Here is a 14,473-nt window from a genome sequence, read left to right on the forward strand (position 1 = left end):
GCCTCGCAGAACAAACCCGGTTTTCTCGGGAAACTGTTCGGCAAGAAAGACCAGACCCCGATCAAGGGGCTGTATTTCTGGGGCGGCGTAGGTCGTGGCAAGACTTACCTGGTCGACACCTTCTTCGAAGCGCTGCCGTTCAAGGAAAAGACCCGTACCCACTTCCACCGCTTCATGAAGCGCGTGCACGAAGAAATGAAGACCCTGGGCGGTGAAAAAAACCCGCTGACCATCATCGCCAAGCGTTTCTCGGACGAGTCCCGGGTGATCTGTTTCGATGAGTTCTTCGTCTCCGACATCACCGACGCCATGATCCTTGGCACGCTGATGGAAGAGTTGTTCAAGAATGGCGTGACCCTGGTCGCGACCTCGAACATCGTGCCTGACGGCCTGTACAAGGACGGCCTGCAGCGCGCGCGCTTCCTGCCAGCCATCGCGCTGATCAAGCAGAACACCGAGATCGTCAACGTCGACAGCGGCGTCGACTACCGTCTGCGTCACCTCGAACAAGCGGAGCTGTTCCACTATCCGCTCGACGAAGCCGCTCACGAGAGCTTGCGCAAGAGCTTCAAGGCGTTGACGCCAGAATGCACAGCAGCCGTCGAGAACGACGTGTTGATGATCGAGAACCGCGAAATCCGTGCCCTGCGCACTTGCGATGACGTGGCCTGGTTCGACTTCCGCGAACTGTGCGATGGCCCACGCAGCCAGAACGACTACATCGAACTGGGCAAGATCTTCCACGCCGTGCTGCTCAGCGGTGTCGAGCAGATGAGCGTCACCACCGACGATATCGCCCGACGCTTCATCAATATGGTCGACGAATTCTACGACCGTAACGTCAAGCTGATCATTTCTGCTGAAGTCGAGCTGAAGGATCTGTACACCGGCGGCCGCCTGAACTTCGAGTTCCAGCGCACGCTGAGCCGACTGCTGGAAATGCAATCGCACGAATTCCTGTCGCGGGCGCACAAGCCTTAAATAGCGTTCGGCAAATAAAAAGGGCCTGCAATTGCAGGCCCTTTTTTATGCGCTGAAGATCTTCCCTGTGGGAGCGAGCCTGCTCGCGAAAGCGGTGTGTCAGCCAACAATCTTAGTGAATGTAAAACCGAATTCGCGAGCAGGCTCGCTCCCACATTGGAATTTCGCTGTTGCGCCTAGGTTATGCTGCCTGCTGAAACTGCTGCCGATACTGGTTCGGCGACAGCTCGGTGTGCTGGCGAAATAGCCGCGCAAAGAAGCTCGCGTCGTCGTAACCGACCTCATAACTGATGGTCTTGATGCTCTTGCGACTGCCCGAGAGCAAGCCCTTGGCGGTCTCGATACGCAGGCGTTGCAGGTAATGCAGCGGCTTGTCGCCGGTGGCGGTCTGGAAGCGGCGCATGAAGTTGCGGATGCTCATGCCGTGTTCGCGGGCGACGTCTTCGAAGCGGAACTTGTCGGCAAAATGCTCTTCGAGCCAGTGCTGGATCTGCAGGATGATCACATCCTGATGCAGCTTCTGCCCGCCGAAACCGATACGCCCCGGCGAATAGTTGCGCTGTACTTCGTAAAGAATGTCGCGGGCCACTGCTTGCGCCACGTTCGCACCGCAGAAGCGCTCGATCAGGTAGATGTAAAGATCGCAGGCCGACGTGGTGCCGCCGGCGCAATAAAGATTGTCAGCGTCGGTCAGGTGCTTGTCCTGATTGAGGTGCACCCTGGGGAAGCGTTCGGCAAAGGCGTTAAAGAAGCGCCAGTACGTGGTCGCTTCCTTGCCATTGAGCAGCCCGGCCTCGGCCAGCCAGAACACCCCGGTGGCTTCACCGCAGAGCACGGCGCCGCGAGCGTGCTGCTCGCGTAGCCAAGGAAGGATTTGCGGGTAACGGCTGCACAACGTATCGAAATCATCCCAAAACGCCGGAAGGATGATGATATCGGTGTTTTCCAGACCTCCGTCCACCGGGATAACCACGTCACTGAAGCTTTTCACCGGTTTACCGTCGGGGCTGACCAGGCGGGTTTCAAACGCCGGAGTCAGGCCGTGGCCCAGTTGCTTGCCGTAACGCAGGCTCGCCACATGGAAAAAATCCTTGGCTTGCATGAGGGCGAAAGCGAAAACCTGGTCGATCGCCAGGATGCTGACGCGCCGCAAGGGCGTGGAGACTTGCTTGGACATAATTCAACTTTTGTTTTGTTTTTATAAGGGAAAGTGGTCACCAGACGGCTGGATCGTCTTATTTTTTGTCGGATGTGTCCAGTGTCCTGTGTCGGAGGGTAGGCATAGTCTCTGAAGGTCATCTCCCTCCAACAAGAAAGAAAGGTGCCGCATGATTCCCAGAACCCTGTTCAGCCCCGAGCACGAATTGTTCCGCGACAGCGTACGAACATTCCTTGAAAAGGAGGCCGTGCCGTTCCACGGGCAATGGGAGAAACAGGGCTACATCGACCGTAAACTGTGGAACAAGGCCGGGGAGGCGGGGATGCTCTGCTCGCATCTGCCAGAGGAATATGGCGGCCTGGGCGCAGATTTTCTTTACAGCGCGGTGGTGATCGAAGAGGTCGGTCGGCTGGGGCTGACTGGTATCGGTTTCTCGTTGCATTCAGACATCGTTGCGCCGTACATCCTGCATTACGGCAGTGAGGCGCTGAAGCACAAGTACCTGCCGAAACTGGTCTCGGGGGAGATGGTCACGGCCATTGCGATGACCGAGCCGGGCGCGGGTTCTGACCTGCAAGGCGTGAAGACCACCGCCGTTCTGGACGGTGACGAGTATGTGATCAACGGTTCAAAAACCTTCATCACCAATGGCTTTCTGGCTGATCTGGTAATTGTCGTCGCCAAGACCGATCCGAAGGCGGGCGCCAAGGGCACCAGCCTGTTTCTGGTCGAGGCGAATACACCGGGCTTCGACAAGGGCAAGCGTCTTGAGAAAGTCGGCATGAAGGCGCAGGACACCTCGGAATTGTTCTTCCAGGATGTTCGTGTGCCGAAGGAGAATCTGCTGGGGCAGGCCGGTGCAGGGTTTGCGTACCTGATGCAGGAGCTGCCGCAGGAGCGTCTGACCGTGGCGATTGGCGGCTTGGCCTCAGCAGAGGCGGCATTGCAATGGACGCTTGATTACACCCGTGACCGCAAGGCGTTCGGCAAGGCGATTGCCGACTTCCAGAACACCCGTTTCAAACTGGCAGAGATGGCCACCGAGATTCAGATCGGACGCGTGTTCGTCGATAAGTGCCTGGAGCTACACCTGCAAGGCAAGCTCGACGTGCCGACGGCGGCGATGGCGAAATACTGGGGCACCGACCTGCAATGCAAGGTACTCGACGAGTGTGTGCAGTTGCATGGCGGTTACGGCTTCATGTGGGAATACCCGGTGGCGCGGGCATGGGCGGACGCACGCGTGCAACGGATCTATGCCGGCACCAATGAAATCATGAAAGAGATCATCGCGCGCTCGCTCTGAGTTTTTCAGTGATTTGACTGCCCCTTTCGCGAGCAGGCTCGCTCCCACAAGAATCACGCTGTACCTGTGGGAGCGAGCCTGCTCGCGAAGCTTTCAGCGGTCAATCAAGGTGCCGGGTTAGGGTGATCCTTGTGAATCGCCTCAATCCCTTCGAGCACTTCATCCGACAGCTTCAGCTCGAAGCTGGCGATGTTGCTCTCCAGTTGCTCCAGGGTTGTGGCACCAATGATGTTGCTGGTGACGAACGGTTGCTGGGTCACAAACGCCAACGCCATCTGCGCCGGATCCAGGCCGTGCTCACGGGCCAATGCCACGTATCGGCTGCAGGCCGCTTCCGACTGCGGGTTGAAATAGCGGCTGAAGCGGCTGTAGAGGCTCAGACGACCCTTTGGCGGACGCGCGCCACCTTCGTATTTGCCCGAGAGGAAACCGAACGCCAGCGGCGAATAGGCAAGCAGGCCGCACTGTTCGCGAATGGCGATTTCCGCCAGGCCCACTTCAAAGCTGCGGTTGAGCAGGTTGTACGGGTTCTGGATCGACACCGCGCGCGGCCAGCCACGGGCCTCGGCCAATGCCAGAAAGCGCATGGTGCCCCACGGCGTTTCGTTGGACAGGCCGATGTGACGGATCTTGCCGGCTTTCACCTGCTCATCGAGCGCTTCGAGGGTGTCTTCGAGCGGCGTCAGGTTGGCTTCGATCTTGTGCTTGTAGCCCAGTTGTCCGAAAAAATTGGTGCTGCGTTCCGGCCAGTGCAATTGATACAGGTCGATGTAGTCGGTCTGCAGTCGCTCGAGGCTGGCATCCACTGCAGCGGTGATGTGCTGGCGGTTGTGGCGCAGGTTTTTGTCGCGGATGTAGTCGATGGTGTTGCCCGGGCCGGCGATTTTGCTGGCGAGGATCCAGTCGGCACGATCGCCGCGACTTTTGAAGTAATTGCCGATGTAGCGCTCGGTGGTGGCGTAGGTTTCGGCTTTCGGCGGCACCGGATACATCTCGGCGGTGTCGATGAAATTGATCCCGGCCTCTTTGGCCCTTTCGATCTGGGCGAAGGCTTCAGCTTCAGTGTTTTGCTCGCCCCAGGTCATGGTGCCGAGGCAGATTGCACTCACGTTCAGGTCGGTACGGCCTAGCTGGCGATAGTCCATCGGGTGCTCCTTGGGCAAAACAATCATAAAAGCAGGTTGAAATATTTTTCGCAATCTGCATAATTGCCGACCTCTTTCTGCAGTGGAAGTGATGCGCCGCCGCCGAAGAATCTTGCCGTTGAACGGACGCGCCGACCCGAGCCCCCGAAAGCGTCTGTATCCGGCTGCCTTTGACTTGTCAAAGTACGCACTATTCAGTAAGATCCGCCGTCTAATTTACAGGGCGGCCCCTGAGGCTATAAAGAATGAAAACTTTTACTGCTAAACCGGAAACAGTAAAGCGCGACTGGTTTGTCGTCGACGCTGCTGGTCAGACCCTGGGTCGTCTGGCCACCGAAATCGCGAGCCGTCTGCGTGGCAAGCACAAGCCTGAGTACACTCCTCACGTTGACACCGGCGACTACATCGTCGTTATCAACGCCGAGCAGATTCGTGTAACCGGTGCTAAAACCACCGACAAAATCTACTACTCCCACTCCGGTTTCCCGGGCGGCATCAAGTCGATCAACTTTGAAAAGCTGATCGCTAAAGCCCCTGAGCGCGTGATCGAGACCGCGGTCAAAGGCATGCTGCCTAAGAACCCGCTGGGTCGCGACATGTATCGTAAGCTGAAAGTCTATGCGGGCGCTGCACACCCTCATACTGCTCAGCAGCCCCAAGAACTGAAGTTTTAACGGAATAGTTCATTATGTCGGCGACTCAAAATTACGGCACTGGCCGTCGCAAGACCGCAACCGCACGCGTTTTCCTGCGTCCGGGTACTGGTAACATCTCCATCAACAACCGTTCGCTGGATAACTTCTTCGGCCGCGAAACTGCCCGCATGGTAGTTCGTCAGCCGCTGGAGCTGACCGAGACTGTCGAGAAGTTCGACATCTACGTCACCGTGATCGGCGGTGGTGTAAGTGGTCAAGCTGGCGCAATCCGCCACGGCATCACTCGCGCTCTGATGGACTACGACGAAACCCTGCGTGGCGCTCTGCGCAAAGCTGGCTTCGTTACTCGCGACGCCCGTGAAGTTGAACGTAAGAAAGTTGGTCTGCGTAAAGCGCGTAAGCGTCCGCAGTACTCGAAGCGTTAATTCCGCTTCCACGTTCAAAAAGAACGCCCGATTCCTCACGGAAGCGGGCGTTTTTTTATGCCTGCGATTTATAAAAGAATTGCGCTGTGACAACTTGCCACATTCGTAGACCCCCTATACTGCAAGGCTTGAGGGTATGAGCTCCGGGTAATTCCCTTGTCAGAATTGGGGCTTTTCATTACCATCTCGGCAAAATTTTTATAAGTAACATTGATTTATTTAGTAGATGCCTGATTTAACAGGCCACAAAGCTGATGGGAGAGGACTGAATGAGCAATGACGGCGTGAATGCAGGCCGGCGTCGCTTCTTGGTAGCAGCCACATCCGTGGTGGGTGCTGCAGGAGCGGTGGGGGCTGCGGTCCCGTTCGTGGGGTCATGGTTTCCCAGTGCCAAGGCGAAAGCCGCTGGTGCACCGGTGAAAGTGAATGTCAGCAAGATCGAGCCAGGACAGCAGATGATTGCTGAGTGGCGCGGCCAGCCGGTGTTCATTGTCCGCCGTACTGCGGAAATCCTGGGGAATCTCAAGAAGATCGAGGGCCAGCTCTCCGATCCGACTTCCAAAAACTCCACGCAACCCACCTATGTCGACCCTGAAGTGCGATCGATCAAGCCGGAAATCCTGCTGCTGATCGGGATCTGCACACACTTGGGTTGCTCTCCGACCTTCCGTCCCGAAGTGGCACCTGCAGATCTTGGTAAAGACTGGGTAGGTGGCTATTTCTGCCCTTGCCACGGTTCCCACTACGATCTGGCTGGCCGCGTCTACAAGTCGCAACCCGCGCCTTTGAACCTGCCAGTTCCCCCGCATTCCTATGAGACCGATGACCTGATTGTCATTGGCGTCGATACGGAGAAAGCGTGATGAGCAAGTTCATGGATTGGGTTGATGCACGCTTCCCTGCGACCAAAATGTGGGAAGACCATCTCAGCAAGTATTACGCTCCAAAGAACTTCAACTTCTTCTATTTCTTTGGCTCCCTCGCACTGCTCGTTCTGGTCAACCAGATCGTCACCGGTGTCTGGCTGACCATGAGCTACACCCCGTCGGCGGAAGAAGCCTTTGCCTCCGTCGAATACATCATGCGCGACGTCGAGTACGGCTCGATCCTGCGTCTGCTGCACTCGACCGGCGCCTCGGCGTTCTTCATCGTGGTCTATCTGCACATGTTCCGTGGCTTGCTCTACGGTTCGTACCAGAAACCGCGTGAGCTGGTCTGGGTCTTCGGCATGCTGATTTACCTGGCGCTGATGGCTGAAGCCTTCATGGGTTACCTGCTGCCGTGGGGTCAGATGTCCTACTGGGGTGCCCAGGTGATCATCTCGCTGTTCGGTGCGATTCCGGTTATCGGTAACGACCTGACTCAGTGGATTCGTGGTGACTATCTGATCTCCGGGATCACCCTCAACCGCTTCTTCGCTTTGCACGTCGTCGCTCTGCCGATCGTCATTCTTGGTCTGGTGGTGCTGCACATTCTGGCGCTGCACGAAGTCGGTTCGAACAACCCTGACGGCGTCGACATCAAGAAGCACAAAGACGAAAACGGCATCCCGCTGGACGGCATCGCCTTCCACCCGTACTACACCGTGAAAGACATTGTCGGTGTTGTGGTGTTCCTGTTCATCTTCTGCTTTATCGTGTTCTTCTTCCCGGAAATGGGCGGCTACTTCCTCGAAAAACCCAACTTCGAGCAAGCGAACCCATTCAAGACGCCAGAGCATATTGCGCCGGTTTGGTATTTCACGCCGTTCTACGCGATCTTGCGTGCGATCCCCGACAAACTCATGGGCGTGATCGCCATGGGCGCCTCGATTGCCTTGCTGTTTGTCCTGCCGTGGCTTGACCGCAGTCCGGTCAAATCGATGCGCTACAAAGGCTGGATGAGCAAAATCTGGCTGGTGGTGTTCTGCATTTCGTTCGTGATCCTCGGCATCCTGGGCGTTCTGGCGCCGACGCCGGAGCGCACGCTGGTCTCGCAGATCTGCACCTTCCTGTACTTCGCCTACTTCATTCTGATGCCGTTCTACACCAGGCTCGAGAAGACCAAAAAGGTTCCGGAAAGGGTGACTGGCTGATGAAAAAGTTATTTTTTGCTCTGATTTTTGCTGCTTTGCCTGTCCTGTCTTTCGCCGCCGAACACGGTCCGGAGCTGGAAAAAGTCGACATCGACCTCGCTGATAAAGCGGCCCTGCAGGATGGTGCGCGTACCTTTGCCAACTATTGCATGGGTTGCCACAGCGCCAAGTTCCAGCGTTACGAACGGGTTGCCGATGACTTGGGCATTCCTCACGAACTGATGCTGGATAAGCTGGTGTTCACCGGGGCCAAGATTGGCGATCACATGAACATCGGCATGCAGCCGGCCGACGCCAAGACCTGGTTCGGCGCGGCACCACCGGACCTGACCCTGGTGGCGCGTGTGCGTGGCACTGACTGGCTCTACGGTTACCTGCGCTCGTTCTACGAAGATCCGGCACGCCCTTGGGGTGTCAACAACAAGGTCTTCCCGAACGTCGGTATGCCTAACGTGCTGGTCGGCCTGCAAGGTCGCCAGGTGGTGGGCTGCAAACAGGTACAGATCGTCGAAGACGGCAAGAAGCAATATGATCCGTTGACCGGTACGCCGCTGACTCATGAAGCGTGCGATCAACTGACCATCGTGCCGAAGTCCGGTGCTCTGAACGAAGAGCAGTTCGATGAGAAGGTCAAGAATCTGGTAACCTTCCTGGCTTACTCGGCTAACCCGGTTAAGCTGCAACATCAGCGCATCGGTACTTACGTCTTGCTGTACCTGGCGTTCTTCTTTGTGTTCGCCTACTTGCTCAAGCGTGAATACTGGAAAGACGTGCACTGATACGCTTCAAGCATTGCTGTTAATCGCGCGCGCCCAAGGGCGCCTCCGAAAACGCAAGGTCTGGCTAGCCAGGCATTGCGGGAGGCGTCCTCTGGGCGCGCGCGTTTTTCCGGTTCCGACAAATTCAACAAGCGAGGAGGATCGCCATGGGCGTGACCAATCGGTTGGCCTGTTACTCCGACCCCGCCGACCACTATTCCCACCGAGTGCGCATCGTGCTTGCAGAGAAGGGTGTCAGCGCCGAGATCATTTATGTGGAAGCTGGTCGTCAGCCGCCTAAACTGATCGAGGTAAACCCTTACGGAAGTCTGCCTACGCTGGTCGATCGTGACCTGGCGCTGTGGGAGTCGACCGTGGTGATGGAATATCTGGATGAGCGTTACCCGCATCCGCCATTGATGCCGGTTTATCCGGTGGCGCGTGCCAACAGCCGTCTGCTGATTCACCGCATTCAGCGTGACTGGTGTGGTCTGGTGGATCTGATTCTGGATCCGAAAAGCAAAGAGGCCGCGCGTGTCGTGGCGCGCAAGGAATTGCGTGAAAGCCTGACGGGCGTGTCGCCGTTGTTCGCCGACAAGCCATTTTTCCTCAGTGAGGAACAAAGTCTGGTGGATTGCTGCCTATTGCCAATACTCTGGCGTTTGCCGATTCTGGGTATTGAACTGCCGCGGCCGGCCAAGCCGCTGCTTGATTATATGGAGCGCCAGTTTGCGCGTGAGGCTTTCCAGGCGAGTCTGTCTGGTGTCGAACGCGATATGCGCTAAGGCTTAAGGAGCCGCTATGAACTCCAGTCGACCTTATCTGGTCCGCGCGCTCTACGAGTGGATTGTCGATAACGATTGCACCCCGCACATGCTGGTCAATTCCGAGTACCCGGCGGTGCAAGTGCCGCAGGGTTTCGCCAGTGACGGGCAAATTGTCCTGAACGTCTCGCCGAGTGCCGTGCGTCATTTGCACATGGACAACGACGTGGTGACCTTCGAAGGTCGCTTCGGTGGCGTCCCGCACAGTCTCTACGTGCCAATTGGTGCGATTCTGGGGATCTATGCCCGGGAAAACGGTCAGGGCATGGTGTTTGATCTCGAGTCGCCGATGGATGACGAGGAAGAGATCGAGTCGGATGACGACTTGCCGCCACCGGACAGCGAGCCACCGCGCCCTAGCGGCCGGCCAAGCTTGAAAGTGGTGAAATAAAAAAAGGCGATCCGGATGGATCGCCTTTTTTATTACTTCACCACTCTCAAACCCGTAGGAGCTGCGGAACGCTGCGATCTTTTGATCTGGGCTCTGATCCTTAAAATCAAAAGATCAAAGGATCGCAGCCTCGTTTCACTCGACAGCTCCTACAGATCGTGGCGCATCAGTCGATGTATTCGAAGAGTTTGACGATTTTCTGCACGCCGGAAACGCCCTGCACCAGATTGGTCGCCTGAGCGGCTTCCTGTTTGGTCAGCAGGCCCAGCAGGTAGACGATGCCATTCTCCGTCACGACTTTGATGCGCGAGCCGGGGATGCTGGCGTCGGTGAGCATCTGAGTCTTGATCTTCGAGGTCAGCCAAGTGTCATTTTGGCGAGCCAGGAAGCCTGAAGGTGGCAGTACCTGCAGTTCGTTATGCACCGTCTTCACGCGCTGGACCGAAGAGGCGGCCTGTTCGGCCTTGGCTTTGAGGTCTGCGCGAGGTGTTTGACCGGCGAGCAGGACAACGCCGTTGAAGCTGGTGACGACGATGTGCGAATCGTTGTCCAGAGCCGGATCGGCCTTGGCCACGTTTACGCCCACTTTGGTTTCGATCAACGAGTCGTCGATCTTGCTGCCGAAGGTGCGGGTGCCGCGGTCATCATCGATCGGCGCTTCACGGCTGGCATTCACCACCGAGGTGCAGCCGCTGATGCCAAGGCACAGAGTCAAGGCCAGAAGGCCAAGGCGATTAGGGGTCATTCTTCACTCCCGAACAGTTGGCTGTCGATCAGATCGCAGAGGCAATGGATCGCCAGCAAGTGGACTTCTTGAATACGTGCAGTGACATTGGCCGGTACGCGAATCTCGACGTCCTCTGGCAATAGCAGCGACGCCATGCCACCGCCATCGCGACCGGTCAATGCTACGACAATCATTTCGCGATCATGTGCGGCCTGGATCGCTTGAATAATGTTCGCCGAGTTACCGCTGGTCGAAATCGCCAGCAACACATCGCCCGGCTGGCCGAGTGCACGAATCTGTTTGGAGAACACTTCGTTGTAGCTGTAGTCGTTGGCGATCGAGGTGATCGTCGACGTATCGGTCGTCAGCGCAATGGCCGGCAGGCTCGGGCGCTCGCGCTCGAAGCGATTGAGCAGCTCCGAGGAGAAGTGCTGGGCATCGCCGGCCGAACCACCGTTGCCGCACGAAAGCATTTTGCCTTCGTTGAGCAGGGCGTTGACCATGATCTGGCTGGCTTGCTCGATGTGCGGTGCAAGTACGTCCATCGCCTGTTGCTTGGTGTCGATACTGGCCTGGAAAAGCTGGCGAATTCGGGATTGCATGTCCATCTGTGTGACCTTAAGTAGCGCGGCTGTTCGGCACATGAATGTGCAGCCCGCAAAGCAAAGAGCAAAATTTGTCGGTGGGATTGTCCCGGTCGCAACGCAGACGATCAACTGTCGAAAGCATTCTGCAACCAGTTCAGCTGATCCGGGTGGCTGTCGATGGCCACCACGTCGAAGCGGCAGGGGGAATTGGCCCAACGCGACTCGCGCTGAAGAAAATACTGTGCGGCGAAAATCAGTTTCTGCTGCTTGCGCCCATCGATGCTAGCGAGCGCGCCACCCCATTGGGTGTTTTTTCTGTAACGAACTTCGACGAATACTACTGTATCGCCATCAAGCATGACCAGATCAAGCTCGCCACGTTTACACAGCCAGTTCTGCGCCAACAGGCGCAGCCCCTGATTCTGCAGATGCTCGAGCGCCTGGCGCTCGGCATCCTTGCCGCTTTGCGAGCGTGACCGGTCAGGCATTAGCGCGGGGTGTCCGGCAGGCGTTGAACCTGGCCGCTGACGAACTGCGCCCAAGGCAGTTGACGCACAACGCGCTGGGTCTGGGTCATGCCGAGGCTGCCCGATTGACCTTCGATGCGGCTGTCCGGCAGGGCCTTCAGTTGACCCAGGCGCGGTGCCAGGTGGTAAGCGTCGACGCCCATGGCATACAGGCGGCCGAGGCTGCCGGCGGCTTGTGGCCACTGTGCAACAACTTGCTGGCGCAGTGGGTTGCTGGTTTCCAGCAGCCACGGGGTTTCGCAGAAGCGAATGCCGTTCATGTCGTTGTACTGGTTCACATCGCCGCTGGCGCTGTACACGTGCGAAGTTGCGTAAACCGGAACGTCACCGGCGTACTGGAAGTTCAGGGTCGGCTTGATCTGCTGCGCCTGTTGCGGCGTCGCGGCGAGGAAGATGAACTCGATGTCCTGACGGCGCGAAGGCTGTGCCGCTACGTTGGCGCCCGCAGCATTCTGCAGGCTCTTGGCGCGGGCTTCGCTCTGACGCAGTTGGAACATGCCGGCAATCTGCTGAGCCAGTTGCACTGGCTGATCAACGCGTTCGATGGCAATGATGCTGCCACCGTTTGCCTGCCAGTCCTGACTGAAAGCACGCAGTACGCGCTCGCCCCATTCGCCTTTCGGCACCATGATGGCGGCGCGGTGCAGGCCATCGGCACGGGCGCGGCGCGAGACTTCACGGGCTTCGTCTTCAGCGGCCAGACCAAACTGGAACAGCTGTGCCGGGCCTTGATCGCCTTCGCTGTAGTTCAGTGCGAGGGTGGTGATCGGCAATTGCGGGCGAGTGCTCAGTTGTTTGACTAGTGGCTTTTCCAGCGGCCCGACGACCAGTTGCACGCCGTCAGCCTGAGCCTTGCGGTAAAACTCGTCCATCGAGGTCAGCTTCGAGCTGTCGTAGAAGACGATGGCTGGCGGATTCTGGCCGGCTTGCTGTGCCTGGTAGTGCGCGGCCATGAAGCCTTCGCGCAGCGCCTTGCCGACAGCGGCCAGCGGGCCGTCCTGTGGCAACAGCAGGCCGATCTTGCCCAGGGGCTGGCTGGCCAGTTCCTTGAGCTTGGTCAGGGGGATTGGCAGCTGGATGGCTGCCGGGTGCTTGGGGTTCTGGGCGCGCCAGTTGTCGATCGCGGCCTGCTGTTGCTCCAGGGTGCCCGCGGTCTTGACGGCCAGCGCCAGGCTCATCCAGCCGCCGAGGTCATCGGTGGAGGTGGGCTGCAGTTGGTCGGTTGGCAGCGAAGCGATCAGGGTCCAGATCGCTTCATGGTTCTTGCCGGCGGCTTCGCCTTCGAGCATGGGTGCGATGAAAATGCGCTCCCGTGCAGCCGCCAATGCCTGTCCGTCGGCTTCAAGCGCGCGGGCATGCACGGTGCCGGTACGCACCTGTTGCTCGACCGGCAGTTCGCTCAGGCGCTGCAGGCTCGGATGGCTCAATGCAGTCAGCGCTGCCTTGGGCTGATTGCGCACCATCGCCAGTTCTGCGGCCAGCGTGCTGGCGAACACCTGCTGTCCAGGCTTTAGTTGTTCCACCGGTACTTGCTGGAGGATTTGCGCCGATTGGCCGGCGTTACCCTGGCGATAGGCCAGGTCGGCGGCGCTCAGGCGCAACAGCGCAGCTTTTTCCGGGTCTTTGCTCTGGGAAGCCTGCTCGAGCAGTTGCTCGATACTGGCATCCGGAGTCCGTGGAAGGTCGCCAAGGCTGGAGGAAGGGGAGCTGGCGCAAGCCGCCAATAAGGCAGCGAGGCAGAGGGCAGTGAACAGCCGCAGGCAAGCGATCATGTAAGTGTTCCTGATACTCGATCAAATTAGCGTCGAATTGTACCCAAGCACTGGCCGGGGCGCGATGTTAGTGGCGTGAAACGGGCAATTTAGCTCATGCAAATGTTGCAGCAAGGCACCGAAGGCAGGAAAACCTGCAGTGGCAGACGCCTGTCGCCGACGACGCTACGCGCTACAATGGCGACTTTTAACGATCATGAGGTGTGCGCTTTGACTGCTCCAGGTGCTTTGAATTCCGCTGCTGGCTCGCTTTATGTGGTGGCGACGCCCATCGGCAACCTGGACGACATCAGCGCCCGGGCCCTGAAAATTCTCCGCGAAGTGGCGTTGATTGCTGCCGAGGACACCCGTCACTCGGCGCGGCTGATGCAGCACTTCGGGATTGCCACGCCGCTGGCGGCCTGTCATGAGCACAACGAACGGGATGAAGGTAGCCGCTTTATTACCCGGTTGCTGGCGGGCGATGATGTGGCGTTGATCTCCGATGCCGGCACGCCGTTGATTTCCGATCCGGGCTATCACCTGGTGCGCCAGGCACGCGCGGCGGGCATTAATGTAGTGCCAGTGCCGGGTGCCTGTGCATTGATTGCGGCATTGTCGGCTGCGGGCCTGCCGTCGGACCGCTTCATCTTTGAAGGGTTCCTGCCCGCCAAGGCAGTAGGGCGCCGGGCCCGCCTGGAGCTGGTCAAGGAAGAGCCGCGCACCTTGATTTTCTATGAAGCGCCACACCGTATCCTGGAGTGTCTGCAGGATATGGAGCTGGTGTTTGGTGGTGAGCGTCCGGCCTTGCTGGCCCGGGAGATCACCAAGACGTTCGAAACCCTCAAGGGGCTGCCCCTGGCCGAGTTGCGCGAGTTCGTCGAGTCCGACAGTAATCAGCAGCGGGGCGAGTGCGTGGTGCTGGTGGCAGGTTGGTCCGTGCCTGAAACCGAAGAGGCAGTCAGCAGCGAGGCCATGCGCATCCTCAATCTTCTGCTCGAAGAAATGCCGCTCAAGCGTGCCGCCGCACTGGCTGCGCAAATCACCGGTGAACGCAAGAATGTGTTGTATCAGGTTGCGCTGGACCAGCAGAAGGGCGAGTAACCCGTCGCGCAGACAGGTTTTGCGGCTATTAGCGCTTGTTCTTCAGGCGCTCTGCCGT

Annotated in this window: 16 protein-coding genes; 10 read left to right on the forward strand and 6 right to left on the reverse strand. The window is 58.2% G+C overall.

Annotated elements, in window-relative coordinates:
* The coding region (gene zapE / locus JFT80_RS00705) for a cell division protein ZapE (RefSeq protein WP_201146581.1) at positions 1-981 on the forward strand (981 nt) is incomplete at its 5' end.
* A 181-nt stretch (positions 982-1,162) separates the two neighbouring features.
* Here zapE and JFT80_RS00710 read toward each other — a convergent pair.
* The gene (locus JFT80_RS00710) at positions 1,163-2,059 is read right to left on the reverse strand and encodes a GlxA family transcriptional regulator (RefSeq protein WP_177323306.1); all 897 of its coding nucleotides are present in this window, start codon (positions 2,057-2,059) and stop codon (positions 1,163-1,165) included.
* Between the two features lie 250 nt (positions 2,060-2,309).
* On the opposite strand from JFT80_RS00710, the gene JFT80_RS00715 reads away from it, so the two are divergent.
* Positions 2,310-3,446 carry an acyl-CoA dehydrogenase family protein gene (locus JFT80_RS00715; protein ID WP_201146582.1) on the forward strand — a complete coding sequence of 379 codons (1,137 nt, stop codon included), beginning with the start codon at positions 2,310-2,312 and terminating at the stop codon, positions 3,444-3,446.
* A 104-nt stretch (positions 3,447-3,550) separates the two neighbouring features.
* Here JFT80_RS00715 and JFT80_RS00720 read toward each other — a convergent pair whose 3' ends face one another.
* Positions 3,551-4,591: an NADP(H)-dependent aldo-keto reductase gene (locus JFT80_RS00720; protein WP_201146583.1), complete on the reverse strand. Its 1,041-nt coding sequence runs from the start codon at positions 4,589-4,591 to the stop codon at positions 3,551-3,553.
* A gap of 245 nt (positions 4,592-4,836) precedes the next feature.
* Here JFT80_RS00720 and rplM point away from each other — a divergent pair, with 245 nt between their 5' ends.
* The 7 genes from rplM to JFT80_RS00755 all read left to right on the forward strand — a co-directional run bounded on the left by rplM (position 4,837) and on the right by JFT80_RS00755 (position 9,719).
* Positions 4,837-5,265, forward strand: coding sequence for a 50S ribosomal protein L13 (gene rplM / locus JFT80_RS00725; protein ID WP_019693576.1), 429 nt, complete (start codon positions 4,837-4,839; stop codon positions 5,263-5,265).
* A 14-nt stretch (positions 5,266-5,279) separates the two neighbouring features.
* Positions 5,280-5,672, forward strand: coding sequence for a 30S ribosomal protein S9 (gene rpsI / locus JFT80_RS00730; RefSeq protein WP_003205364.1), 393 nt, complete (start codon positions 5,280-5,282; stop codon positions 5,670-5,672).
* Positions 5,673-5,941: 269 nt separating this feature from the next.
* Positions 5,942-6,535: a ubiquinol-cytochrome c reductase iron-sulfur subunit gene (gene petA, locus JFT80_RS00735; RefSeq protein ID WP_003228055.1), complete on the forward strand. Its 594-nt coding sequence runs from the start codon at positions 5,942-5,944 to the stop codon at positions 6,533-6,535.
* A complete protein-coding gene (locus tag JFT80_RS00740; protein WP_201146584.1) occupies positions 6,535-7,746 on the forward strand; it encodes a cytochrome bc complex cytochrome b subunit in 1,212 nt (403 codons plus the stop codon). The genes petA and JFT80_RS00740 overlap by 1 nt, the downstream gene beginning before the upstream one ends.
* The gene (locus tag JFT80_RS00745; protein WP_201146585.1) at positions 7,746-8,525 is read left to right on the forward strand and encodes a cytochrome c1; all 780 of its coding nucleotides are present in this window, start codon (positions 7,746-7,748) and stop codon (positions 8,523-8,525) included. The genes JFT80_RS00740 and JFT80_RS00745 overlap by 1 nt, the downstream gene beginning before the upstream one ends.
* Positions 8,526-8,671: 146 nt before the next feature.
* A complete protein-coding gene (locus JFT80_RS00750) occupies positions 8,672-9,289 on the forward strand; it encodes a glutathione S-transferase N-terminal domain-containing protein (protein ID WP_007961620.1) in 618 nt (205 codons plus the stop codon).
* A gap of 16 nt (positions 9,290-9,305) precedes the next feature.
* The gene (locus JFT80_RS00755) at positions 9,306-9,719 is read left to right on the forward strand and encodes a ClpXP protease specificity-enhancing factor (protein WP_201146586.1); all 414 of its coding nucleotides are present in this window, start codon (positions 9,306-9,308) and stop codon (positions 9,717-9,719) included.
* 166 nt (positions 9,720-9,885) lie between these two features.
* Here JFT80_RS00755 and JFT80_RS00760 read toward each other — a convergent pair whose 3' ends face one another.
* The 4 genes from JFT80_RS00760 to JFT80_RS00775 form a co-directional block, all read right to left on the reverse strand.
* Positions 9,886-10,464: a BON domain-containing protein gene (locus tag JFT80_RS00760; RefSeq protein ID WP_201146587.1), complete on the reverse strand. Its 579-nt coding sequence runs from the start codon at positions 10,462-10,464 to the stop codon at positions 9,886-9,888.
* Positions 10,461-11,054: a phosphoheptose isomerase gene (locus JFT80_RS00765; RefSeq protein WP_008082788.1), complete on the reverse strand. Its 594-nt coding sequence runs from the start codon at positions 11,052-11,054 to the stop codon at positions 10,461-10,463. The genes JFT80_RS00760 and JFT80_RS00765 overlap by 4 nt, the downstream gene beginning before the upstream one ends.
* A gap of 104 nt (positions 11,055-11,158) precedes the next feature.
* A complete protein-coding gene (locus tag JFT80_RS00770) occupies positions 11,159-11,521 on the reverse strand; it encodes a YraN family protein (RefSeq protein WP_126366239.1) in 363 nt (120 codons plus the stop codon).
* Positions 11,521-13,332 (reverse strand): penicillin-binding protein activator, encoded by a 1,812-nt coding sequence (locus JFT80_RS00775; protein ID WP_201146588.1) that lies wholly within the window; start codon positions 13,330-13,332, stop codon positions 11,521-11,523. Before JFT80_RS00775 ends, JFT80_RS00770 begins: the two co-directional genes overlap by 1 nt.
* Positions 13,333-13,509: 177 nt before the next feature.
* Between JFT80_RS00775 and rsmI the strand changes: the two genes are divergently transcribed.
* Entirely contained in the window at positions 13,510-14,415 is a 906-nt protein-coding gene (gene rsmI / locus JFT80_RS00780) for a 16S rRNA (cytidine(1402)-2'-O)-methyltransferase (protein ID WP_201146589.1), read from the forward strand.
* The last annotated feature ends 58 nt before the right edge of the window (positions 14,416-14,473 follow it).

Origin of the sequence: Pseudomonas sp. TH10, assembly GCF_016651255.1 — a bacterium.
Taxonomy (GTDB): domain Bacteria; phylum Pseudomonadota; class Gammaproteobacteria; order Pseudomonadales; family Pseudomonadaceae; genus Aquipseudomonas.